This is a genomic window from Exiguobacterium artemiae 255-15, assembly GCF_000019905.1.
Taxonomy (GTDB): domain Bacteria; phylum Bacillota; class Bacilli; order Exiguobacteriales; family Exiguobacteriaceae; genus Exiguobacterium_A; species Exiguobacterium_A artemiae.
The window spans coordinates 2,539,225-2,562,175 of record NC_010556.1 but is presented as its reverse complement, the minus strand read 5'-3'; the positions used below and the strand labels follow the sequence as shown (position 1 = coordinate 2,562,175).

At 49.2% G+C, this 22,951-nt stretch carries 24 protein-coding genes; 19 read left to right on the top strand and 5 right to left on the bottom strand.

Annotation, left to right across the window (positions count from 1 at the left end):
- Window positions 1-22: 22 nt before the first annotated feature.
- Window positions 23-604 carry an LOG family protein gene (locus tag EXIG_RS13160; RefSeq protein WP_012371452.1) on the bottom strand — a complete coding sequence of 194 codons (582 nt, stop codon included), beginning with the start codon at window positions 602-604 and terminating at the stop codon, window positions 23-25.
- Window positions 605-734: 130 nt separating this feature from the next.
- On the opposite strand from EXIG_RS13160, the gene EXIG_RS15960 reads away from it, so the two are divergent.
- Both EXIG_RS15960 and EXIG_RS13155 read left to right on the top strand, forming a co-directional pair.
- Window positions 735-908, top strand: coding sequence for a hypothetical protein (locus EXIG_RS15960; protein WP_012371451.1), 174 nt, complete (start codon window positions 735-737; stop codon window positions 906-908).
- Between the two features lie 299 nt (window positions 909-1,207).
- On the top strand, window positions 1,208-1,525 hold the full coding sequence (locus tag EXIG_RS13155; protein ID WP_012371450.1) for a hypothetical protein: 318 nt from the start codon (window positions 1,208-1,210) through the stop codon (window positions 1,523-1,525).
- A gap of 12 nt (window positions 1,526-1,537) precedes the next feature.
- On the opposite strand, the gene EXIG_RS13150 is transcribed toward EXIG_RS13155, so the two are convergent.
- Complete coding sequence (locus EXIG_RS13150; RefSeq protein ID WP_012371449.1) at window positions 1,538-2,422, bottom strand: helix-turn-helix domain-containing protein; 885 nt, start codon at window positions 2,420-2,422, stop codon at window positions 1,538-1,540.
- A gap of 147 nt (window positions 2,423-2,569) precedes the next feature.
- Between EXIG_RS13150 and EXIG_RS15955 the strand changes: the two genes are divergently transcribed.
- The 4 genes from EXIG_RS15955 (at window position 2,570) to EXIG_RS13135 (ending at window position 5,284) form a co-directional block, all read left to right on the top strand.
- Window positions 2,570-2,716, top strand: coding sequence for a hypothetical protein (locus tag EXIG_RS15955; protein ID WP_158537512.1), 147 nt, complete (start codon window positions 2,570-2,572; stop codon window positions 2,714-2,716).
- 73 nt (window positions 2,717-2,789) lie between these two features.
- Window positions 2,790-4,004 carry a hypothetical protein gene (locus tag EXIG_RS13145; protein ID WP_234944540.1) on the top strand — a complete coding sequence of 405 codons (1,215 nt, stop codon included), beginning with the start codon at window positions 2,790-2,792 and terminating at the stop codon, window positions 4,002-4,004.
- Window positions 3,997-4,740 (top strand): hypothetical protein, encoded by a 744-nt coding sequence (locus tag EXIG_RS13140; RefSeq protein WP_012371447.1) that lies wholly within the window; start codon window positions 3,997-3,999, stop codon window positions 4,738-4,740. The genes EXIG_RS13145 and EXIG_RS13140 overlap by 8 nt, the downstream gene beginning before the upstream one ends.
- Before the next feature lie 235 nt (window positions 4,741-4,975).
- Window positions 4,976-5,284 (top strand): hypothetical protein, encoded by a 309-nt coding sequence (locus tag EXIG_RS13135; RefSeq protein ID WP_012371446.1) that lies wholly within the window; start codon window positions 4,976-4,978, stop codon window positions 5,282-5,284.
- Between the two features lie 69 nt (window positions 5,285-5,353).
- Here EXIG_RS13135 and EXIG_RS13130 read toward each other — a convergent pair whose 3' ends face one another.
- A complete protein-coding gene (locus EXIG_RS13130) occupies window positions 5,354-5,773 on the bottom strand; it encodes a helix-turn-helix domain-containing protein (RefSeq protein ID WP_012371445.1) in 420 nt (139 codons plus the stop codon).
- A gap of 228 nt (window positions 5,774-6,001) precedes the next feature.
- Here EXIG_RS13130 and EXIG_RS13125 point away from each other — a divergent pair, with 228 nt between their 5' ends.
- Both EXIG_RS13125 and EXIG_RS13120 read left to right on the top strand, forming a co-directional pair.
- Window positions 6,002-6,499, top strand: a complete 498-nt coding sequence (locus EXIG_RS13125) for a VanZ family protein (protein ID WP_012371444.1) — start codon at window positions 6,002-6,004, stop codon at window positions 6,497-6,499.
- 97 nt (window positions 6,500-6,596) lie between these two features.
- Window positions 6,597-7,589 (top strand): ATP-grasp domain-containing protein, encoded by a 993-nt coding sequence (locus EXIG_RS13120; protein ID WP_012371443.1) that lies wholly within the window; start codon window positions 6,597-6,599, stop codon window positions 7,587-7,589.
- Window positions 7,590-7,740: 151 nt separating this feature from the next.
- On the opposite strand, the gene EXIG_RS13115 is transcribed toward EXIG_RS13120, so the two are convergent.
- Both EXIG_RS13115 and EXIG_RS13110 read right to left on the bottom strand, forming a co-directional pair.
- A complete protein-coding gene (locus tag EXIG_RS13115) occupies window positions 7,741-8,499 on the bottom strand; it encodes a hypothetical protein (RefSeq protein ID WP_012371442.1) in 759 nt (252 codons plus the stop codon).
- A 31-nt stretch (window positions 8,500-8,530) separates the two neighbouring features.
- Window positions 8,531-9,820: an O-antigen ligase family protein gene (locus tag EXIG_RS13110; RefSeq protein ID WP_012371441.1), complete on the bottom strand. Its 1,290-nt coding sequence runs from the start codon at window positions 9,818-9,820 to the stop codon at window positions 8,531-8,533.
- A gap of 328 nt (window positions 9,821-10,148) precedes the next feature.
- On the opposite strand from EXIG_RS13110, the gene EXIG_RS13105 reads away from it, so the two are divergent.
- The 11 genes from EXIG_RS13105 to EXIG_RS13055 are packed head-to-tail and all read left to right on the top strand — an operon-like array spanning window position 10,149 to window position 22,929.
- Window positions 10,149-10,799 carry a YveK family protein gene (locus EXIG_RS13105; RefSeq protein ID WP_012371440.1) on the top strand — a complete coding sequence of 217 codons (651 nt, stop codon included), beginning with the start codon at window positions 10,149-10,151 and terminating at the stop codon, window positions 10,797-10,799.
- A 22-nt stretch (window positions 10,800-10,821) separates the two neighbouring features.
- Window positions 10,822-12,693, top strand: a complete 1,872-nt coding sequence (locus EXIG_RS13100; RefSeq protein ID WP_012371439.1) for a polysaccharide biosynthesis protein — start codon at window positions 10,822-10,824, stop codon at window positions 12,691-12,693.
- A 12-nt stretch (window positions 12,694-12,705) separates the two neighbouring features.
- Window positions 12,706-13,968, top strand: a complete 1,263-nt coding sequence (locus EXIG_RS13095) for an oligosaccharide flippase family protein (RefSeq protein WP_012371438.1) — start codon at window positions 12,706-12,708, stop codon at window positions 13,966-13,968.
- A 13-nt stretch (window positions 13,969-13,981) separates the two neighbouring features.
- On the top strand, window positions 13,982-15,274 hold the full coding sequence (locus tag EXIG_RS13090) for a hypothetical protein (protein ID WP_012371437.1): 1,293 nt from the start codon (window positions 13,982-13,984) through the stop codon (window positions 15,272-15,274).
- On the top strand, window positions 15,264-16,301 hold the full coding sequence (locus tag EXIG_RS13085) for an NAD-dependent epimerase (RefSeq protein ID WP_012371436.1): 1,038 nt from the start codon (window positions 15,264-15,266) through the stop codon (window positions 16,299-16,301). The genes EXIG_RS13090 and EXIG_RS13085 overlap by 11 nt, the downstream gene beginning before the upstream one ends.
- A complete protein-coding gene (locus tag EXIG_RS13080; protein WP_012371435.1) occupies window positions 16,291-17,640 on the top strand; it encodes a phenylacetate--CoA ligase family protein in 1,350 nt (449 codons plus the stop codon). The genes EXIG_RS13085 and EXIG_RS13080 overlap by 11 nt, the downstream gene beginning before the upstream one ends.
- A gap of 12 nt (window positions 17,641-17,652) precedes the next feature.
- The gene (locus EXIG_RS13075) at window positions 17,653-18,996 is read left to right on the top strand and encodes a nucleotide sugar dehydrogenase (RefSeq protein ID WP_012371434.1); all 1,344 of its coding nucleotides are present in this window, start codon (window positions 17,653-17,655) and stop codon (window positions 18,994-18,996) included.
- Window positions 18,984-20,093 carry a glycosyltransferase family 4 protein gene (locus tag EXIG_RS13070; protein WP_012371433.1) on the top strand — a complete coding sequence of 370 codons (1,110 nt, stop codon included), beginning with the start codon at window positions 18,984-18,986 and terminating at the stop codon, window positions 20,091-20,093. The genes EXIG_RS13075 and EXIG_RS13070 overlap by 13 nt, the downstream gene beginning before the upstream one ends.
- Before the next feature lie 16 nt (window positions 20,094-20,109).
- Window positions 20,110-20,730, top strand: coding sequence for a sugar transferase (locus EXIG_RS13065; protein WP_012371432.1), 621 nt, complete (start codon window positions 20,110-20,112; stop codon window positions 20,728-20,730).
- Window positions 20,711-21,778, top strand: a complete 1,068-nt coding sequence (locus tag EXIG_RS13060) for a lipid II:glycine glycyltransferase FemX (protein ID WP_012371431.1) — start codon at window positions 20,711-20,713, stop codon at window positions 21,776-21,778. The genes EXIG_RS13065 and EXIG_RS13060 overlap by 20 nt, the downstream gene beginning before the upstream one ends.
- Window positions 21,775-22,929, top strand: a complete 1,155-nt coding sequence (locus tag EXIG_RS13055; protein WP_012371430.1) for an aminotransferase class I/II-fold pyridoxal phosphate-dependent enzyme — start codon at window positions 21,775-21,777, stop codon at window positions 22,927-22,929. The genes EXIG_RS13060 and EXIG_RS13055 overlap by 4 nt, the downstream gene beginning before the upstream one ends.
- The last annotated feature ends 22 nt before the right edge of the window (window positions 22,930-22,951 follow it).

Genomic DNA, 22,951 nt, shown 5'->3' with positions numbered 1-22,951 from the left:
ATTGAAAGAGAACTGCTTGGTGTTACGTTTGTTTTGTGTTCATGTACGTCTTGACCTGCGGCGCATGATACGTCCGGAATCGTTCGAGCAACCGTTCCGGATCCGATTCTACAATCAGCATCGCCGCGTGTTCCGGAATCAGGAAACCTTGTGTCTCCATCTGCTGAAACAAGGCAACGAGCGGGTCATAGTAGCCGTCAATGTTTAAGATGCCACACGGCTTTTCGTGAAGACCGAGCTGTGCCCACGTAAAAACTTCAAAAAACTCTTCCATCGTTCCCGGACCACCGGGCAAGATGATGAAGCCGTCCGCAAGCTCGGCCATCTTCGCTTTCCGGTCGTGCATCGATTCGACGAGGTGAAGTTCCGTCAGGTTCGGATGGGCAATCTCCTTTTCCTGCAAGAAATGAGGCAGGACACCGACTGCATGTCCGTTGGCTGCGAGGACAGCATCCGCAACGGCGCCCATCGTCCCGACACGTGAACCGCCATAGACAAGTCCGATTTGATGCGCTGCGAGCGTCGTCCCGAGTGTTGTTGCGGCTTGCCGGAAAATGGGTGTTGCTCCATCTTTAGAACCACAAAATACTGCTAACTTTTTCATCCATAGGTCCCCCTTGTTAAAAATCGTCTTCTGTCAACATATCATAACAGGATGTTTCGAATAAGAGGGATTTTGTAAGTTTTTGACGAAGAAAAACAAATCAAGAAACGTCGAAGTGGAGGAGGAAGTAATGAGACCTAAAATCATCGTCTGGCTTGTCTTATTGATTGCGGCAATCAATCTTGCAATTGGTCTGTGGATTCCGGAATCACCTGCCCGAACGACGGTTAGCAGCATTTTGCTCGGACTGATCGTCTTACTTGGGGTAGGGTATTTCATTGCACTGCGCCGTTCATCAAAATAAATTAAACCCGTTTCGTTTGCGTGCAGCAGACGAAGCGGGTTTTTGTATACGAAAGAATCATAAAGACGAGCGTGAGTGAATATTCTAAAAAATCTATTTTCATACACTTTATCGACACAAAGGTGGATAAAATGTAAATAATATGCACGTTTCAGGACCTATGACCTAAGACGAAAGGTGTGGTAAGTGTAAATAATGTGCAAAATGTATCGAATATTCGTATTCGAATATCCGAGGGGGGTCTAAGGTTATATGATGTTGATACAGAGCTAGACAAAAAAATTAGGAGGTTATTCATTATGAACTTAAAAAAGAAATTAGGAATTCTAATAGGTGTAGCAACACTATCATTAAGTCTTGGTTTTAATGGAGCATCAAATCTCAATATTAAAACTGACGTAGCAAAAGAAATTCCATTCGAATTTTCAGTAAAGCGTGACGTAGCAAGAGAAATTCCATTCGAATTTTCAGTAAAGCGTGACGTAGCGAAAGAAATTCCATTCGAATTTTCAGTAAAGCGTGACGTAGCGAAAGAAATCCCGTTCGAGTTTTCAGTAAAGCGTGACGTAGCAAAAGAAATCCCGTTCGAGTTTTCAGTAAAGCGTGATCTTGCTTAATCAACTAATGATTCATTCTAAAGCATTTTTTATAAATTTGAATTTCGTTTCCAAAATTATTTGACGGTATTCTCTTATCTCCATTAGATCAAATAACAGGAACGCTTTAGTGTATGAATTAGAAATTTCATCAAAAGAAAAGTTTAATAACTCCTGGCACTCACCCTTTTGAGAATAGAGTTGTCCTAATAAAGACATATCTTTTTCAAATAGACTTATTTTAATTGCTTCTTCAACAACGAGCAATGCTTTCTCGACAGCATTTAACTTCATTAAAATTTTCGAGTAATTATAATGAATTCTAATTCGTTCAACTATTAATTCATCACTATCAAAGTCAAGTTCCATTAGTTCTTCGTAAACAGTTCTACTATGTTTATAACTTTTGTTTTCGAAGTGCAATATTGCGATTGCAGATTTGATTCTTAATATCATACTTGGTGAATAATGTAACGTAGAATAATATTCTGAAAGTTGTTGTAAACCAATTATACAAGTTCTATAGTCAATTTTTTTCAAACGATAAGAACTCAGATAATAAAAGTATCTCACAAGCAAATTTAATTCGCGATCGAGAGGACTAGAATTTATCATCTTTTGAGTTTCTTGATAAATAGACTGAAACTCACTATTTCGAAAGCGAACTAATAAGTTCTCATCTAATATTTTTAGGGATTCTCGATAGTTGGTATGATCCAAAAACGTGTTGATAGGAACTTGTAATCTTCGTGATAACGCATATAACAAATCAACGGTCGGAGAATGTGTTCCACTTTCAATTTTACTGATTTCCGCTTGGCTGCAAATTCCATTCGCCAAATCCTTCTGCGTCAGATTATGTTTCTTGCGAAGGCGGCGAAGGGCCAGACCAATCTGCGGTGACGTGAATTGATCCATCGGGTTCTGTCCTTTCTGTCCAGTGGATTTGAGAAAACGATACCATTTTCCATTATAAGAGGGAACGGGATCGGATACCAAACTTTTAGTTCAACAAGTCGTCAACGTGTTGTCTGCCATTTTAAACGAATGAAAGGGGTAACTCCTATGAATCTCACCTTTAAAGAATCGCGCCGGACCATGACATCTTACGGCTGGTGCTTAAATGCTGCTGCTGTCTCGGTCGCACCCTTGGCAAGTCGGGAAATGGACCGGATCAAACCGCCGGCGAAACGAGAACTGAAAACTTCATGACGTCTCTTGCTGACGTGGCTTCATTCCGTCACAGGTCTGAAGCCTTTTTTAATATTACTTGGATGAAAGGAGCATGGATATGATCGGACTAACGGTTCTTTCTGAAAGCGAAGGCTGGTTACACCAACTCGACCCGACCGATGCCCTCACGACTTTTTGTGAGCAGCACCGGTTCTCAATGGATCGTTATGATTACGATCAACATACGTTTTTGGATTTACTCGACTATATGGACTTTCAAGAATTCGAACATTATTTGTTTGTCCTGCGAGGACCGGGGGAGCGGACTTTGCGACTGGTCGCGTATTTACAACAGCGGATGTTACATGTTCAGTTTCATCTGATTAATGAGCGGGGCGACGTCTTGTTCGGAGACCCGTATTTCTTGGATAAGACGATTCCGTTAGAAGGGACGACAGGATATACACAACCGATTGAATTACAAGATGCCTTGATGTCGTTGTTCACCGGTGTCTATCCGGACACCGCGTTGCGTCAGCCGCAACCGTTGCGTCACGTCTACGTGGAAACGACGGATTTGCTCGACTCGATTACACCGACTTTGTTTGATCAAATGACAATCAACAGCTTGTTATACATCGATCAGTCGACCCGGCATGACTTGCCGGTCATCGAACTGATGAGCCGGACACCGGTCCTGCTGGCGTTTTCCGATACGTTATCCTTTAGTGTCAGAGACCGGTTGGCGACGTTTGAGCGCAGTGATCTGGATGCTGCCATCAAAAAGTGGCATGAGACAAGTGTCGTCTCCAATCCGGAACAGCGGATCGGGATTCTTGATTATGCGACGCTTACCGGCATGCCGTCCTCCCATCGTCTGTTCATTCACAGAGACGGAATCTATGCAGATTATGGAAAGCAGCTATTGCTCAGCGAGGCGTTCGACTTAAGTATCTGTCAGTTACGTCAAAATCAGTTGGCGACATGGGAAGCGCTCGCTCCGATTACTCAACTCGCCTTATATCCGATTCTGTTTCAACTGGCTTCAGCGTTTCAAGGAACAAGTCAGTTCGTGACGCCTTACAGCGTGTTCGAACTGCCGCGGACGGAAGGGAAGCTTGGTCCGTTGACGATGATCGGGATTCAAAATAACGAGGGATGTTTCGCCTTCGAACTGGGGACGAATCAGTTGTTTGAAACGGATGAGACATTCCTCGCCATTCTCGAAGCTGATCAAAAGGAACGGTTCGATATCTTACCGGAGCGGCTTGGTACAGACTATGAATCGGCGATCCAGACGTATAAGGAGTTGATCTATCATGGATGACAGACCATTATTCGGTCCATTTGCACGAAAAGGGAGTTATTCACGTGTTCAGGTTTTTGATCATCTGTTTGCTGACGACCGGTTCACGGCACTGTATCAGGAAATAGCCATCTTGCCGGAAGTCGATGAACTGATGTTGTATCGCCGTTATCTTCAAAAAGAAGACCGGGTCCTGGTGCACGGAAACTTTTCAGCAACGTTATTTAACACACTGTGTGCAGAAGGATATGATCTGTATCTCGTCGAATCGGAATTAACCCGAATTGCCGGGATTGCCGATCCATACCTGCATCGTGTCTACGGGCTCAGCAATGAGGTGGTCGATGTGATGGGAAGCCATGCGTTCAATAAAATCATTTTACCTGGTACGACGATTGCACGGTATTCACGGGGGGAACTGTTGTTGTTCTTCCGGAATATCCGTCACTTACTGGCAACGGACGGTCAATTACTGATCAGTATCCATAACGCGGATTATCTAAGACAAAACGTCCAACCGATTGCCTCGCGACGTATGGAGGACTGTACCTTGTTTTACGGTCAAAAGGTCGACCGCGACCGGTTGATTTTTAATACGTATCTGAAATCGGCTTCTGATGAGAAGGTTGGTTATGTAGTGGAACATCTGTATGAAACAGACACGTTGTTTGAGTTTGCTAAACTGTCCCGGTATCGGGGACGGACATTGTACGCCGGGAAAAGCATCAGTATTTTGGAGTTCGATAAAATCGGATGATTTCAGAATCCTTCTTATACCATCAAAAGGGACAGATTTTTTATGATCTGTCCCTTTTTGCTATCATAAAAAAATTAAAGAAGGTAGCTTGTTTGAAGATAATTAATTCCTTAAATTGGATATAAATATTTTTAATACTAGTTTAACTAGGTCTAAAGGTGGGGTAATAAACAAAAGCAGTACTTATCAATCAGTTTGATGATGCCATGCTAAAATCGGAGGATAGGTAAACGTTATGGATGAGAAGGTAGTTAAACTGAAAGCCAGTTGTTTATCCTTTATTGAGACGTTATTTCCGGAAGAGCATTTTGAGTTTGTGGAGCATACCATTCTTCCAGATGCCTTTGGCAAGAGCGGTACACATCTGACGTTTAAATCAGATGAACGCGAGCTCAAACTCAGTTTTGTCGATCAAGCACATAGTCGCTTCGAACGTGTTTTCCTAGCCGAAAAGACGCCGGAGTCCCCGTTCTTCAGTCGGATGATGGAAGCGACATATGAAGACGGTCAATTGTACATTCACCATGTCTTAAAATCTGATTGAAACGGCAAGTAAAAACACGATGAGATGTGCACAGGAAACATCCTGTCCGCTTCTCATCGTGTTTTTAGGTCAAATCTCAATCGATTGTAAGCCTTGTTGAAGTGCTTGATTGATGGTTGTCGCCATGCGATCACGGACTTCTTGCGTCAGGAGACGGCCATTGAAGTAGACTTCCGGCGAAAGTGTCAAGTGGACGAGAATATCTTCCAGGACAAGTTTAAAGTCGAGCGGTTGTGTCGGTTCGAGGGATTGAGCCATAAACTCCTGCAGCGAAGGATGTTGGACATATTGGGGATCAATCAGATCGATCACAGTCGTATTCAAAGCAAGAGCAAGCCGTTCTAATGTTTGAGTATTCGGCATCCGTTGACCACGCTCATAAGCTGAAATCGAAGTGACCGTTTCGCCGCAGCGTTCAGCCAGGTGTTTTTGGGTGTACTGGTGTTGTTTACGCAGTTGCATGATTTTTTTTCCGAGCGCACGTTTCACAGGGCTCAACTCCTATTCTTGCATCCTTGCCTAATAGTACTAAATAACCACTTTCATTATATCGCAAACCTTTGAAATGTAAAAAAAAGTGTCTTGAAAAAAATAATTGCATGATTATGTATGTAATGGGTTGAAAATTCAGAATATCGTAGGTTATTTGAAAATCTTAGGAAGGATCAGAAAAGAGAACATGCTATTCTATTAGTTAGTGAGAAGAGGAGGTCCTATATGTTGAGAAAAATACCATGGTCGGGTTATGTGACCTTGTTGATTTTGGTCGTCTTGTTTATAGCGAGTTCGATGCCGTACGAAGAACAGTCCTTAAAACCGGGTTTGTCGCGGTACTTTGATTTAGGTTTCGTCGAGCAGCTCCGGTTCATTTCGTTCGATTATCACGGGGAAGTCAGCGTCGCAGCGCTTGGTGCTTCAGGCTTCGTCGAGTTTTTCATTCGAAAGGCAGCCCATCTGTCGATCTTCATCGTTCTCGGAATCGCTTTAGTGGATTTAACATATCGCTTAATCCGTCCGTATGCCTTGGCAGGTTTGTTTGCGTATACGGTCGCGATTACGGTTGCCGTCTTTGATGAGTTTCATCAAATTTTGACTGGAGGACGGACGGGGCTGATTCAGGATGTCCTGCTGGACGGGACAGGTGCTTTGATCGGCATTCTATTGTACCGGTTATTTTGGAAGAAAAGACCAAGTGAACAGTGGATACGAAAGTGAGTCTTCGGTCCTGGTTTTTTTTACGGAAAAGCAGGGTTTTAATGACAGAAGTCGAAAAAAAGATTAATCTCATTAACAACTAAGAGGAGTGAATCGGATGCAGAAACCTCATCTATTGATTACGAGCGCCGGTCGCCGGGCCAAGCTCGTCGAGTATTTTGTCAAAGAGTTTAAGACGGGACGTGTCAGCACAGCGGATTGTAGTCCATTGGCATCGGCGTTATATATGGCAGACCAGCACTACATCGTACCAAAGATAGATGAGGTCGAGTACATCGATCATTTACTTACGCTTTGTCAGGACGAGGGAGTGACGGCTCTCCTGACATTGATTGATCCGGAACTCGGTTTGCTCGCACAAGCGACGGAACGATTTCAAGCCATCGGTGTGACAGTCATCGTCTCGCCATATGCCGCTTGTGAGCTGTGCTTCGATAAATATACGATGTATGAGTACTGTCTGCGACAAGGCATTGCCCATGCAAGAACATATGCGACGATGGCGTCGTTTGAAGAAGCTTTGGCTGCAGGCGAAGTACAGCTGCCGGTCTTCGTCAAACCGCGCAACGGAAGTGCCAGCATCGAAGTACGACGGGTCGAAACCGTCGAAGAAGTGGAGCAGTTGTTCTCAAAGAACACCGATTTAATCGTCCAGGAATTACTCGTCGGTCAAGAGCTCGGGGTCGATGCGTACGTCGACTTAATTTCCGGAAAAGTGACGTCAATCTTCATTAAGGAAAAATTGACGATGCGGGCGGGAGAGACCGATAAAAGCCGTTCTGTCCTTCGGGACGATGTCTTCGAACTGGTCGAACATGTCTTGGACGGATCGGGGCTGGTCGGACCTCTTGATTTTGATTTGTTTGATGTCGCCGGTACATTGTATCTGTCGGAAATCAATCCGCGTTTTGGCGGAGGATATCCCCATGCCTATGAATGTGGTGTCAATTTTCCGGCGCAACTGTATCGGAATCTGATGCATGAGATCAACGTTCCGCAAATCGGACAATACCTCGATGATATCTACATGCTGAAGCATGATACCGTCACCTTGATTTCGGCAGCTGAACTGCAAAAAATCAAGCGATGAGACAGATGAAGGAAACGAATAAGCCGAACTCCCTGTCGACAGACAGAGAGATCGGCTTATTTGTCTTTTGGCAGAAAAATCCGTAGTAATTAAAAGCAAAGAGGCGAACTTTTGCAGTCCGCCCCGGTACCTGATCGATGAAGGGTACAAATCAAGAAATCGAAACCCGTGATCGTTTGAGGCACTGCACGGCAGACGTCCAGCTCCCGAATAAAGCGTTGATGGTCGACGTACTCGGAACGGAGCGTCCTTCCGCCCATTTCCGGTAATGGATGATGCTGAGCGATGGAAGCTCACGTTGCGCCTGGCTCAAAGCATCGAGGACATCTTCTTCGACCCATTTCCGCCGGGGCGGAGCGATATCAAGACAGGTGAGTGCATCGACCCACGAACCATACTTTCGGGCAATCGTCGCGACCGTCGGATGTCCGTTTTCCTGTGCCCAGATTGAATACGTTTGGGTCGTCAGGCGGGGAAGGACGTCCGATGCTTCGAGGAGCGCATTGATGATCCGTTCTTCCGTCATACAGATCGAACGTGTCATCTCAATGTGAGCTTCCTCGAGGGCCCGTGACCATGACCCGAATCGTAAGTTGATCAACGTCAAGGAAGGTCCGTGTTTCGCCTTGGCCCATTCCCGGTAGCTGTTGCTGTGGAAAGGATGGAGCCGTTCCGAAGCTTCTTTGATGAACGTAAGAATTTCCTGATCGGAGTAGTACGGACGGATGGAAGACAGACCGGCCGCGTGCAAGGCTTCGCGCCAAGAACCGAACACATTGATGATCGTCGTGATTGAAGGAATCTCTTTTCCGGTCGACCAACGGGCATACGTTTTGGCGTCCAACTCAGGATAGGCGATGCTCGCCTCGATTAAGCTGTCGATGACTTGTTGTTCTGTCCATTTCTTCATGATGTCATACCCCTTTCGTGTAGGTGTTCGTCTAGGTGTGGGTACTTTCTTGTGAGGTCGTCTGACGCCGGGTCGCATAAATCAAAAGACTGAGCCAGATGAAATAAAATCCGCTCGGTCGAATCAAAACACTTTCCGTGAACTGAAGCAACAGTAACCAAAGACTAAGCAACAACAAGCTGATCGATAACGGATCGTCGTGACGGTAATCCTGAATGAACCGGATGAGGATCAACAGAAAAGATCCGGCATATAGCAACAGTCCGAAAAATCCCAGTTCATACAGATAGACAATAGGCGTACTGTGAAACGTATACAGTGTACTCGGTCCGAGTTGTTGTTCAAGGCCGATCACAGCGGAGCCGATTCCGTGTCCGAACCAAAACCGGTCGAGAGAAGCGGTCAGGCCGGCTTGCCATAACTCACTCCGTCCGTTGAGGCTGATCAACTTTACGAATAACGGCTGGTTGAGGGACAGTGAGCCGATGAGAATCGCGGCACCAATCAGATAAAGCCCCGTCACCTGATAACGCAACCGATGGGCCGGGATCAATAAGATCGTCGTCAACAGCGCAAGCAGACAAAACGAGTAGAGACCGGTCTGTGAAGCACTGAGGACCAGACCGATGAAAATCACAAGCAGGATCATCCCGAACAGAACGAATGACCGGAGACTCCGGCGAGCAATCGACTGCAGGACAGACATCCAGGCGATGAGACCGCCGGGAACGAGCCATGCCGCCAACGTATTCGGATTATTGGTCAGACTGGCTGACCGGAGAAAACTGCCTTGCTCACCGACATAAAGTTGGGATAAGGACACGGGACCAAGTTGCAGCGTCTGAATGTTCTCGATCGGAACGTATTGTTTTCCGAATGAGACGATGAATGCATAAACAGCGAGACAGAAGGCCTGATAGAGAAGGATGAGGTTCAACAGCTGAAACCAACGGATGAAAGGTTGAAGCGTCAGTGATAGAACGATGATGACGAAAAGCCATGTCGTAAACAGATGGAGTAGGGCAAGCGAAGAATCGACAGCTGGACGAAAAAAGAAAATGATAGCGTGAAACGTGAGATAAAGTAAAAACGAAGTGACAAGTCGTTGGGTCAAGGCGCGTGGCGGAAAATACAAGGGACGGGTAACAAGATAAAGACCAGCGAACAGGATCAGATAGATCAGAGCAATCCAGATGTTCCAATGACTCGGCAGGACTTCGTCCGTGAAGGTGAGAGGACGTGTCCATAAATCGATCAGGACCCAGAGAGTCAGGAGGAATAAGCCAATCGATTCAGGTATATTGTCTGATTTTAACATCATTACTAGTATCTATCCACCCTTCATATAGGACTTATTACCGAATTTTCAGTATTTTAATCATCAAATTGGTATTTACCCTTCATTTACTAAAATTCATGCAGTTTTCACGGATGATTTTGAAACAACGGCGATCATTTTTTTGTGAATCGTCTTTTTTTTGTGAATCAATCTTTTTCGATGAACTAACGACACGCAAACATGATGACTCCTCAAAAAAATATAATCATTTCCACCAAGCTCTAATTGTTTTGGCAGTCGTTTGGAAATAAGGTGTAACCATAACCAGTGTCCATCCAACATGTCAGGTAGCGAGAAAGAGGTGAACCATGTGAATTCCATCCATCAAAAAAAGACATTCGGTGACCATCTGATGACATTAAAGAAAGGGTGGTGGGTACTCTGCTTACTGACACTGCTCTTAGCGGGTGCCGGATATGCCGTCAGCACCTATGTGATTCCACCGACGTATGAAGCGACTGCCTATATCCTGGTTGTCCCGCAACAAAATGCGGAAACGACTTCAACGACGACGCTTGTCAGTACCTACCAAGATATTTTAAGAAGCCCGGAAGTCATCGATCAGGTTGCTCAAAAAATGGACGTCACGGATAAGCGGATTTTCGATTTGACGAATCGTCTGACCGTCGCCAGTAATCTCGATTCGCAAGTTATCGCCTTGTCGGTCACAGATCGGTCGGCGGAGCAGGCAGCGATCCAGGCGAATACGATGACGGAAGTCTTCCAGGATTATGTTCCGCAACTGATCAAAACGAGCAGCACCGAAGTATTCTCGACAGCCCGGATTCCGACAGAACCGGTCTCGCCGAACATTCTGATGAATACCGCAATCGGCGGCATCCTCGGACTTCTCTTCGGCTTACTGATCGTCTACTCCCGGGCACTCGGAAAAAAGTCAGTCGCTGAAGAAACGAAAGAAACCTCTTACCCGCAAGCTGTCAGTCATCCCAGTCGTTCTTGATTTGAGAAAGGAGGAGCCGCTCATGCAAGCCCCGCCATTCCAGCAATATCGCCGGCATATGAAGATCGGTCTATTGCGACTGATCGATGCCTCGATCATCATTGCTGCGACGGTCGTGACCTTTTACTTTTTTAATCCGCTGAACCTCACGGCCAACTTTGAACTGATGGATGCTATCGAAATCGCTTTGATTCAATGGGTCGCCTTGACACTCGTCGCCCACTGGATGCGTTTTTACCAAATCATCTGGCGGTATGCCAGCCTGCGTGATTTAGGCGTACTGCTCGTCGTCGTTGTTGCGAGCAGCTTCGTTCTTCTCGGACTCGAGTACGCTCTGTTCGATTTTGCCGTCGAGCGTGCCGTCTTCCTTCAGACCGGTTTAGTCCTGAATGGCATCTTGTTCGTCCGACTGTTGATCCGCGGACGAAGTCTCGAGCTGAAACGGGAAAACCGGACGCTCGGGAAACGGACGTTAATCATCGGTGCCGGTGCCTCGGGGCAGATGATCACAAAAGAGCTGAAACAGAAAAAAGCCCATATTCTGAACGTCGTCGGGTTGCTCGATGACTTGACGGAACTGAAAGGAATGATGATTCACGGTGTCCCCGTCATCGGAACGATTGATCAACTCGAATGTATCATTGAAGAACATAAAATTGAAGCTGTCGTCCTGGCCATTCCGTCACTTGCCTATCCGGACCGGGTTGCTTTACTGAACCGGATCAAACAGACGAAAGTCGAAGCCCATACATTACCGATGCTTGTCGAACTGGCTTCCGGCAAGGTCTCCGTCAATCAGATGCGCGAAGTATCAATCGCTGACCTGCTCGGCCGGGAACCGGTTGAACTGGATATCACGGAGATTGAAAAGAGTGTCAGTCAAGCAACGGTGCTCGTTACCGGAGCCGGGGGATCAATCGGCTCCGAGATTTGCCGACAGCTGATTAAGTTCAAACCGGATCATCTGATTTTACTCGGTCACGGCGAAAACAGCATTTATCTGATCCGACGTGAACTGGAAGCCGTCACAGAAGGAATCACGCTCCATTCCGTCATCGCCGATGTCCAGGATGCGGACCGGATGATGGATGTGATGGAACGGTTTAAACCGGATCTCGTCTACCACGCGGCAGCACACAAACATGTGCCGTTGATGGAAGACAATCCAAGCGAAGCAGTCAAAAATAACATCTACGGGACGCGGAATGTCGCTCTTGCGGCAGAAGCGGCCGGAGTCAACCGATTCGTCATGATTTCAACCGATAAGGCGGTCAATCCGACCAGTGTGATGGGAGCGACGAAACGAATTGCCGAGATGGTCATCCAGCAGATTGCCCGCAACAGTGAGACGACGTTCGCTGTCGTCCGGTTCGGCAACGTGTTAGGGAGCAGGGGTTCCGTCATCCCGCTCTTTAAGGACCAGATTGCGAAAGGCGGTCCGATTACGGTGACGGACCCGGCCATGACGCGGTATTTCATGACGATTCCGGAAGCGAGCCGGCTCGTCATTCAAGCGAGTGTCCTCGCGGAAGGGGGAGAAGTCTTCGTCCTCGACATGGGCGAACCCGTCAACATCACGACGCTCGCCCGGAACCTGATTCATTTAAGCGGCTTTACCGAACAACAGATTCCAATCGTCTACAGCGGCATCCGAAAAGGTGAAAAGTTATACGAAGAGTTGCTCGCGACGGAAGAAGTACATGAAGAACGGGTCTTTGACAAGATTCTTGTCGGGAAAACACGACCGTTCGGATCCATTGATCCTTATTTACGGAACATCGCCTTGACGCTGGATGATGAACAGGCGTTACGGATGTATTTACTTGAAGCGACGAACCGGACCGACATGATGCCGGAGACGATTCCACCGGCGATTCGGATCGCCCGCGAATGAGGGGGAGACGAGATGAAATCTGTTCGGCAACTGTCACGATTTAATCTGATTTTCATTGCAGATACGGCCTATTCCCTCCATCAGTGGATGATTTTGACGCTGCTGATCAAGTGGAGCACACCGCTCAACATCGGTTACTTCAATTACGCGCTCGCCTTAACGGCACCGATCGTCATGTTTTGTTGGTTAAATGCCAGCACGATCCTGACGGCAGAACGGTCAGGCTTAAAAAACTTCAACCTGTTCATCAAGACCCGCTTTTCCTTATTATCGGTCGGAGTCTTCGTCCTGCTCGGCGTCTATTATTTCTTTGGGGAAGCCGATATCCTCTGGCTGACGTTACTCGTTTACCTGAACAAGTATATGGAATCCTTCGCTGATCTTGCCTACGGATTTCTTCAAGGGCATATGGCGTTCAAGGAAGTCGCCTTATCCAAGATTTTCCGCAGTCTCGTCAACGTCTCCGGGGCAGCCTTGATTCTTTTTACGACCCATTCGATTCACGGCTTCGTCTTAGCACTCGTCGCCGGAAACCTGATCATGTTGATCCTTTACGATTTACCGACCGTCCGGCGTGTCGGTCACGGATTTGATAACCAGCAGATGAGTGAACGGTATCAAACGGGACGGCAATTGTTCTTTAAAGCAGTCCCGCTCGGATTTGTCGCCTTATTGATCGCTCTCAATGCCAACATTCCCCGCCTGTTCGTCGGACATGCGATCGGAACGGAAGAACTCGGTTATTATGCGAGCATCGCGTATCTCCTGGTTCTTGGCAGCCTGTTCATTCATTCCCTTGTCGCCGTGTTACTACCGAACTTCTCTTCCGACAGCGGAGAGCGGCAAAGCTTACCGGAATTGCGGAAGCTGACCCGGTCGATGCTGCTCATGACGAATGCGGTCGGTATCCTGTTGATCATCGGGTCGATTTTCTTCGGCAAGTGGGGCTTGACGATTTTCTACAACGCCTCGTTTGTCCAGTACCATACGATTTTCGTCCTGATGATGGTCGCCTCGCTCTTCTTTTATAATTCGACCGTCATCCAAGCCTTGTTGACCGGATTTCAACAATTCCGGGTTCAGACGATTGCCATCTTCGGCAGTGTCATCGTCAATATCGTCGCCTGCAGCATCCTGATTCCGATGTACGGTTTATACGGAGCGACGACAGCTTACGGATTATGTGCCGTCACCCAAATCGGGCTGTTGATTCCGGCCCTTTATCGTTCGCTTTATCCACGAAAACTGACACTGGCAATTGAACAAAGCAGCTAAAGGAGGGAAAAGCATGCGGCCGATTCTGATTGTCGTCGTTCTCGAAGCCTTGCTCAGCCAATTGGTCCGACCGCTCTTTTTGACTTCTGAAGGTTACGTCGCAACTGTTCTTGCCATCAACTCGGTCTTGCTGATGTTTTATCTTCTCCGGCAAGCCGAGACGACACCGTTGTTCCTGATTTTCGTGACGGCGTTCCTGATCCGGCTGACATTGATGCTGGTTGATTTGGAACTGTTTCGGCTCCCGCCGCACAGCGGTGACGATACGGAAGCGTTTCATCTCGAAGGACTGCTGATTTATACCGACCCGACGATGTTCAACGAAGTCGTCCGGGGAAGTTACTCCAAATTTTTAGGAATCTTTTATCTTGCGTTTGGTCCGGAGCGGATGCTCGCCCAGTACTTCAATGTCATTCTCGGCGTCGTCTCGATCGTCATCCTGTCGAAAACGTTGCTGCTTTTGAAACTGCCGATGCATTACGTCCTTATCGCAACCGGTGTGTTTGCCTTCTTTGCCCAGGGCCTGTTGTTATCACCGATCCTCTTACGCGATCAGCTCGTCGCACTCGGAATCGTCTATACGCTCTACTACATGGTGCGCTGGACGCTTGATAAATCGGTGGCGAGTCTGACTTTCGCCTATCTCGGTTATTTGATCAGTACGATGTTTCATTCGGGTCTCGCAATCGGGATTCTGGTCCTCCTCATCTACTTCTCCTTTTATAATCACGAGACGCAACGGATGGATTTTGAAGCTTCGAAAGTACAGCGGTTGCTGGTCCAAGTCGTTATCGTCGGGTTCATCGTCTACAGCTTCCAGGACGTGCTGTTCGCGAAGTTCACCCACGTCTCGGAAAATGGTCAGCTGTTCAGCGGAATGAGTTATGACCGCGGAGGGTCGGCTTACTTGAACGGGCTGTCGGTGACCGGACCGTCGGATATGGTCCTGTACGCACCGTTGCGGATGATTTACTTCCTGTTCTCGCCGTTTCCATGGCAATGGTCGAGTGTGATGAACATCGCGATTTTCTTCGCCGATGCGGCTTTTTATCTCCTGTTAGCCGTCTTGACCCTGATGCATCTGAAGTATTTAAAACAACATTCGCTCGGAAGTGTGCTGCTGTTCATGCTGATTCTCTTCATCGTCAACGCCGTCATCTTCGGTCTCGGGACAGGGAATGTCGGAACAGCGATCCGCCACCGGTATAAACTGTTTCCGATGCTGCTGATTGCTTATACATCAATTCATTACATCCGCTATCAAGTGCTCCACCACTTCGAGGAGGTTGAGAAACGTGCAGAATAAGACGATTTTAATTACCGGGATTGCAGGATTCATTGGATTTCATGCGGCACGTCGCTTTATGGCGGAAGGGTACCGGGTCATCGGGCTGGATGAAGTCAACGATTATTATGATCCGACATTAAAAGAAGCCCGCTTGATGGAACTGGATCCGAATCGGTATACGTTTTACCGGGTGTCACTCGAAGATGCGACGGCGATCAACCGGATCTTCGAGACGGAACAAATTGACCTCGTGCTCCATTTAGCCGCCCAAGCCGGTGTCCGGTACAGCATTGATCGTCCCGATGTCTACATCACATCGAACATCGTCGGATTCCTGTCGATCCTCGAAGCCTGCCGGCATCATCCGGTTGAACAATTGATTTATGCTTCTTCGAGTTCCGTCTACGGATCGAATACGAAGATGCCGTTCGCGACGACGGACGCCGTCGATCATCCGCTCAGCCTTTATGCGGCTTCGAAAAAAGCGAATGAGCTGATGGCGCACACATACAGCAGCCTGTACGGCATCAAGACGACCGGTCTCCGGTTCTTCAGTGTCTATGGACCGTGGGGACGACCGGATATGGCCTTGTTCAAGTTCACGGAAGCAATCGCAAACGGACAGCCGATTGATCTTTACAACTACGGAGAGATGGGGCGGGACTTCACTTACGTCGACGACATCATCGAAAGCATTTACCGGCTGATGCAGACAGAACCCGCCGCCGACCCGGCATTTGATCAGGAAAATCCGTTGCCCGACCGGAGTAATGTTCCATACCGTGTCTTTAACATCGGCAGTCACAGTCCGATCCGGCTGAACGAATTCGTCTCCCTGATTGAAGAGCGGCTTGGTAAAAAAGCGATCAAACATGAAATGCCGCTGCAAGCGGGAGACGTTCCTGAAAGTTTTGCTGATGTTGAATCGTTGTTCGAGACGATTGGTTACCGACCGCAAACGACCATTGAAGCAGGTGTCCATGCATTCATCGACTGGTACGAACAGCATTACCGGCTGAAGGAGGAAGTCCAGGATGGCGCTTAAAGAAGAGATTTACTACAACTCCCCGATATTTATTCAGAATATTTTGACATCGATGTATGGAAAAAAGCTGATGCAGGAACGGTACGGTCCGGGATATGAGAAAAAACTTCAGGAGTTACGGGTCAAAGACCGGACCGTCGATTACCGCATCGAACAGCTCGAACGGTTGAATACGTTTCTCCTGTTCATCCAGGAACACACACCATATTACCGGAAGCTGTTTCAGGAGCACGACATCCGTCTTCCTTTTACGTCACTCGACCAGCTACAGACGATTCCGATCCTTGAAAAAGAAACGTTACGGCAACAAAACGAAGCCTTCATGTCAGAAGTCGATGCGCCGGTACGCGGCCGGACCGGCGGGACGAGCGGGAAATCGCTCCAAGTCGCCTTCATGCGGGAAGACGTCCAGGAACGGATGGCGCATCTTGATTACTTTAAAGAGTTGCACGGGTTTCGTTCCGGGATGCGACGCGCGAGCTTCACCGGGCGGACGTTAACCGCGATCAATCAGAAAAAACCGATCTTTTGGCGGAAGAACCGGCCACTCAATCAATTGTTATTATCCATCTTTCATATGAAAGAAGAAAATTTTCCGGCTTATATCGAAGAGTTGAACCGGTTTCGGCCGGCGGCACTCGATGGGACACCAACCGCGATGCTGGAAATTGCTTTATATCTTCTGAAACATGAGTTACGGCTCGACTTTCCCTTGGTTGCGATTTTCCCGACATCGGAAACGGTGACGCCGGAAATGCGGCGCTTACTCGAAGAGGCGTTTCAAGCGCCAGTTTTTGACCAATACGGTTCGTCGGAAGGGGCACCGATCATCTCGGAATGCCGGGAACGCAAACTTCATCTCCATCATGAGACGGGCATCATCGAACCGTACGGAGATGGAGGCGAAGTCGTCGTCACATGTTTTACGACCCGCGGTACACCGCTCGTCCGGTACCGGATCGGCGACCGGATGACACTCGGACAAGAGGCTTGCACCTGCGGACTGAACGGTCCGGTCATCGAGTCGATTGACGGCCGGGGAACGAGTTATATCGTCAGTGAGAAACGCGGCAAGGTTTTTGAAGGCGACATCACGACGATTGCCCGGGAACTGCCGAACTCGGTTCTACGCCTGCAGGTCGAACAACATGAGCTGAATCATGTAACACTGCGCTACATTCCCGACGAGCAACGATTCGTACCGAAACATGAAAAAATCCTCTTGCGGGAGATGCAGAAACTCCTTGGATCCTCGATGAAAGTCACGCTCGAGCCGGTCCAGCAGATGAAGCAGGAGCCGAATGGAAAAACACTGATCGTCAAACAGTCGATGAAATAGGAGGAATCCATCATGAACAAGGCAGTCAAACACATCGTAGATACGACAGCAGCCCAAACACGATCACTCCCCATCGCCAACCGTTCGATTGCCGTCGTCGGTCTAGGATATGTCGGGCTTCCCGTCGCTGTCGCCTTTGGTGAAAAAACGGAAGTCGTCGGCTTTGACATCAAAGAACAGCGGGTTGCCGAACTGAAAGAGGGCATCGATGCGACGCTTGAACTTAGTCCATTCGTTCTTAAGAATGCCGACGTCGAATACGTCACCGACGCAGCGGCACTCGGAGCAAGCGACTTCATCATCATCGCTGTTCCGACACCGATCAATGCGCAAAATCAGCCGGATTTGACGCCGCTCCTCCGTGCGTCGCAACTCGTCGGACGCCAGTTGAACAAAGGGGATATCGTCGTCTACGAGTCGACGGTCTACCCGGGAGCGACGGAGGAAGATTGTATCCCGGTCCTCGAAGAAGCATCGGGTCTGCAGGCCGGGGTCGACTTCTTCGTCGGCTACTCGCCGGAACGGATCAATCCCGGCGATCATGAGCATACATTTAAAACGATCAAAAAAATCGTCTCGGCCCAAAATCAAGAAACACTTGATATCGTCGCTGAAGTCTACGAAGCGGTCGTCGAAGCCGGCGTCCACCGGGCATCTTCGATCAAAGTCGCCGAAGCCGCTAAAATCATCGAGAATACACAACGCGACCTGAACATCGCCTTGATGAACGAACTGGCGATCATCTTCGACCGGATGAACATCGATACGCTCGAGGTCCTCGAGGCTGCCGGAACAAAATGGAACTTCTTACCGTTCCGTCCGGGACTCGTCGGTGGTCATTGCATCGGTGTCGACCCGTTCTACTTGACGATGAAGGCAGAATCACTCGGTTATCATCCGGAAGTCATCCTCGCCGGACGGCGGATCAACGACACGATGGGACGGTTCATCGCCACGTCGCTCGTCAAGAATCTGATTAAACAAAACATGCCGGTTCTTGGTGCACGAGTGACGGTGCTTGGTCTGTCATTCAAGGAAAACGTCAGCGATATCCGGAACTCGAAAGTTGCGAACCTCGTCAAGGAAATCGAAGAGTTCGGAATTGAAGTCCAGGTGACGGATCGTCTCGTCGAAAAAGGGGACGCGAAACGCGAGTACGGCATCGATTTAGTCGATTTAGCAGACTTAAAACCAGCCGATGTCGTCATCTTCGCCGTCTCGCATGAAGAGTACGTCGAAGGCAACTGGCTGCTTGCGCAACACCTGCTCAAAGTCGGTCGCGGCATCGTCATCGATATCAAAGGGATGTTGACGCCGTCAGAAAAACCGGAAGGGGTGCATTTATGGCGACTTTAAAAATCCTTCAGGTCTGCGCCCTCGATACGACGGCCGAGACGATGTTGCAACCGTTGCTGCTAGCCTTGCAAAATGCCGGACACGAAGTCGGGATTGCCTGTGCCGACACCGGGGCGGCATCGAAACTCGCTGCCCAAGGATTTACGATGCATGACATTCCGATCGAACGGAAAATCGACTGGACGAGTAACTGGAAGACGATTCGCTCGATCGTCCAGATTTTAAAAGACGAACAGTATGATGCCGTGCACGTGCACACACCGGTCGCGGCGGCCCTTGGCCGGGTCGCGGCGAAGCGGGCGGGAACGAAACACATCGTCTATACGGCACACGGTTTTTATTTTCACGAAAAGATGGGACGTGTCACGTATCAGCTGACGTATTCCGTTGAGAAATGGCTGGCACGGTTCGCGACGGATTATCTGTTGCTCCAAAGTCAGGAAGACTACGAACTGGCGAACCGGAAACGATTTAAAAATACGACCCGTCTGATGCATCTCGGGAACGGGATTGACTTGACCCGGTTCTATCCCCGACCTCGCCAAACGACCGGACCATTCACGTTTTTATTCATCGGCCGGATTGTTGAAGAGAAAGGAATTCTCGAACTGCTGACCGCTTTCGAGCAGGTCGTCTCGGTCCAACCGGACGTCCGGCTGATGATTGCCGGTGAGATGATGGAAAGCGAACGCGATCAGACGACGAAGCATACGTTCAGGAAACGGATCCGGGAAATCCCGAACATCGATTATCTCGGTTTCGTCGAAGATGTACCGGAACTGTTGCATCAAGTCGATGCGTTCGTATTACCGTCGCATCGGGAAGGTGTTCCCCGTTCGATCATCGAAGCGATGGCGACGGCGAAACCGGTCATTGCGACGAATATCCGGGGCTGTCGGGAAGAAGTGGTCGACGGAAAAACCGGTTACCTGGTCGAAGTACAGGACGAAACACAACTGGCCCGACGGATGCTCGAACTGGTCGAACAGCCGGACGTCGCGTCCGAGATGGGGCGGGCCGGATTCGAACGGGCGATGAAACACTTTAACGAAGCAGATGTCATCAAGCGGCAACTCAATCTCTTTTCGAACTTATGAGAAGGAGGACGTCATCATGAAACGGACATTCGATTTCACTGTCAGTCTACTCGCCATCATCGTCCTGTTGCCGGTCTACGCCTTCGTCGCCGTATTAATCTACACGAAGCTCGGACGGCCGCTTTTCTTCAATCAAGTCCGTCCGGGGTATAAAGGTGAACTGTTTAAGATCTATAAGTTCCGGACGATGTCGAACGAAACCGATGCGGACGGAAAGCTGTTGCCGGACGCCGACCGGATTCCAAAGTCGGTTGAATGGATCCGCCGTCTGAGTCTCGATGAAATTCCCCAGTTCTTTAATATCCTGCGGGGGCAGATGAGTTTCGTCGGACCACGTCCGTTGCTCGTCAGCTATTTGAATCATTACACGAAAGAACAGATGACCCGGCATGACGTTCTGCCCGGTCTGACCGGCTGGGCCCAAATCCACGGACGAAATGCAACGACGTGGCAGCAACGGTTGGAACAGGATCAGTGGTATGCTGCGAATCATACATTCCGACTCGATCTATACATCTTGTGGAAAACCGTGAAGATTGTCATTTCTTCAGAAGGGAACTCGACCGATCACCAAACAGGCATGGGCGAATTTAAAGGCCTTGACGGGGGTGTCCCTCATGATGTCGCTAAGCAATGAACGGCTGATTCACGATCCGTTGGAATGGGATGCGCTCGTCGCCCGGTACGGACTCGATTGTTATTATGAGTACGCTTACTTTAAACTGGCCCAAGAACCGGAAGCCGTGCCGGAGATGTACGTTCATCCTTCGGAGTTCGGGATTCTGATTTATCCGTACTTGAAACGCCGGATCTCCGGGACACCGCTTCAGGATTTGACGACGCCATACGGATACGGCGGACCGGTCTTCGTCGGACTTTGGTCGAGCGATCAAATCAAAGACATCCGGCGGCACTTTCTCGAGTATTGTCAGGCGGAACGGATTGTCAGCGAAACGATCCGGTTTCATCCGCTTCTTGAAAATGATGAGCTCGGGCGAAGCTGGTGTGAAACGACGACTGTCCTGCAGCAGACGGTGACGGTCGCGTTGAGCGAACCGTTCGAGGCGATTGAAAGTCAGTTCTCTTCGATGACACGGCGCAACATCAGAAAAGCCGTGCGGGAAGACGTGACGGTCCGGGTCGCCGGACAGGAGGAGTATGCCAAGTTCATCCGGCTTTACCGGCTGACGATGGACAAACATCAGGCGGATGCCCGCTATTACTTTACCGATCACTACTTTCGCCAGTTTCATGACGGGCGGCTGCCGGCGGAGTTGCTGGTCGCCGAACGGGAAGGGAAAATCATCGCCGGCTGTATCGTTCTCTACGGTCAACAGTTTGCGCACTATCATCTCGGCGCATCCGATCCGGCAGAACTGTCCGCCCGCCCGAATCATCTTCTGTTTGCGGAAATGATCCGCCGTGCCAAAGCACTCGGAAAAACAGCCCTGCATCTCGGAGGCGGAACGACACGAAACGAAGACGACAGCCTGCTCGCCTACAAACGTTCCTTCAGCAATCGTCAGACCTCATTCACGCTCGGCACATCGGTGCTTCACCCTTTACTGTACCGTCAACTATCCGAACAGCACTTCGCACACAACGTCCTGTCGTCACAGGACTGGTTTCCGGCCTACCGGACACCTGTCCGCCAACTGTCACCAAGGGGGGAGCAGTCATCATGAAACACATCCCGTTATCGATCCCACATCTCAGTGGTCAGGAAATGCGTTATGTCACGGAAGCCTTGGAAACGAACTGGGTTGCGCCGCTCGGTCCGAATGTCGAAGCCTTCGAAGCAGCAATGAAAACATACAGCGGTTCCGCTGCGACACTCGCGACGAGCAGCGGGACAGCCGCCATCCATTTGGCACTGGCGACACTCGGCGTGACGGCCGGAGATGATGTCTTCTGTCAGTCGTTGACTTTCATCGCTTCGACAAATCCGATCCGTTATGTCGGTGCACGGCCGGTTTTGATTGATTCCGAACCGGAGACGTGGAACATGTCACCGGCAGCACTGCGACGGGCGATGATTCAAGCCGCGACCCGGGGACGCCTGCCGAAAGCCGTCATCGTCGTCCATCTGTACGGCGTTGTCGCGAAGGTCGAAGAGATTGCCGCCATCTGTGAGGAGTATGATGTACCGCTGATCGAGGACGCGGCAGAATCACTCGGATCGACGATCAACGGTCGGATGACAGGCACGTTCGGAACATTCGGTATCTATTCGTTTAACGGCAATAAAATCATCACGACGTCGGGCGGGGGTATGTTGGTCTCAAATGACACCCGCTTGATCGAACGGGCCTTTTATCTCGCGACACAAGCCCGTCAGCCCGTCTTACATTATGAGCATACGGAAGTCGGCTTCAATTACCGGATGAGCAATGTCTCTGCCGGAATCGGACGCGGCCAGCTGGAAGTGATTGAAGAGCGGGTCGAAGCACGGCGGACCATTTTCGAACGGTATGTCCGGGCCTTTGAGACGGTCGACGCGTCACATTACCAGCAGGAAATCGAAGGAAGCCGCGCGAACCGTTGGCTGACGGCACTGACATTACCGGGCGGCATGCAGCAACGGGATGCGTTGATTCAGCAGTTGAAGCAAAAAAACATCGAGGCGCGTCCGGCCTGGAAACCGATGCACTTGCAACCTGTTTACCGGGATGTACCTTACATCACGGCGAATGAAGAAGATGTCAGCCGTCGTCTGTTCGAGGAAGGAATCTGTTTACCGTCCGCTTCACAAATGAGCTTTACGGATCAGGCACTCGTCATTCGTTTTGTTCGCCAAGGACTCGTTGAAGATGTTCGACGAAATGTTCAGTTATGAATGTGTGGGAGGGAGACATCGT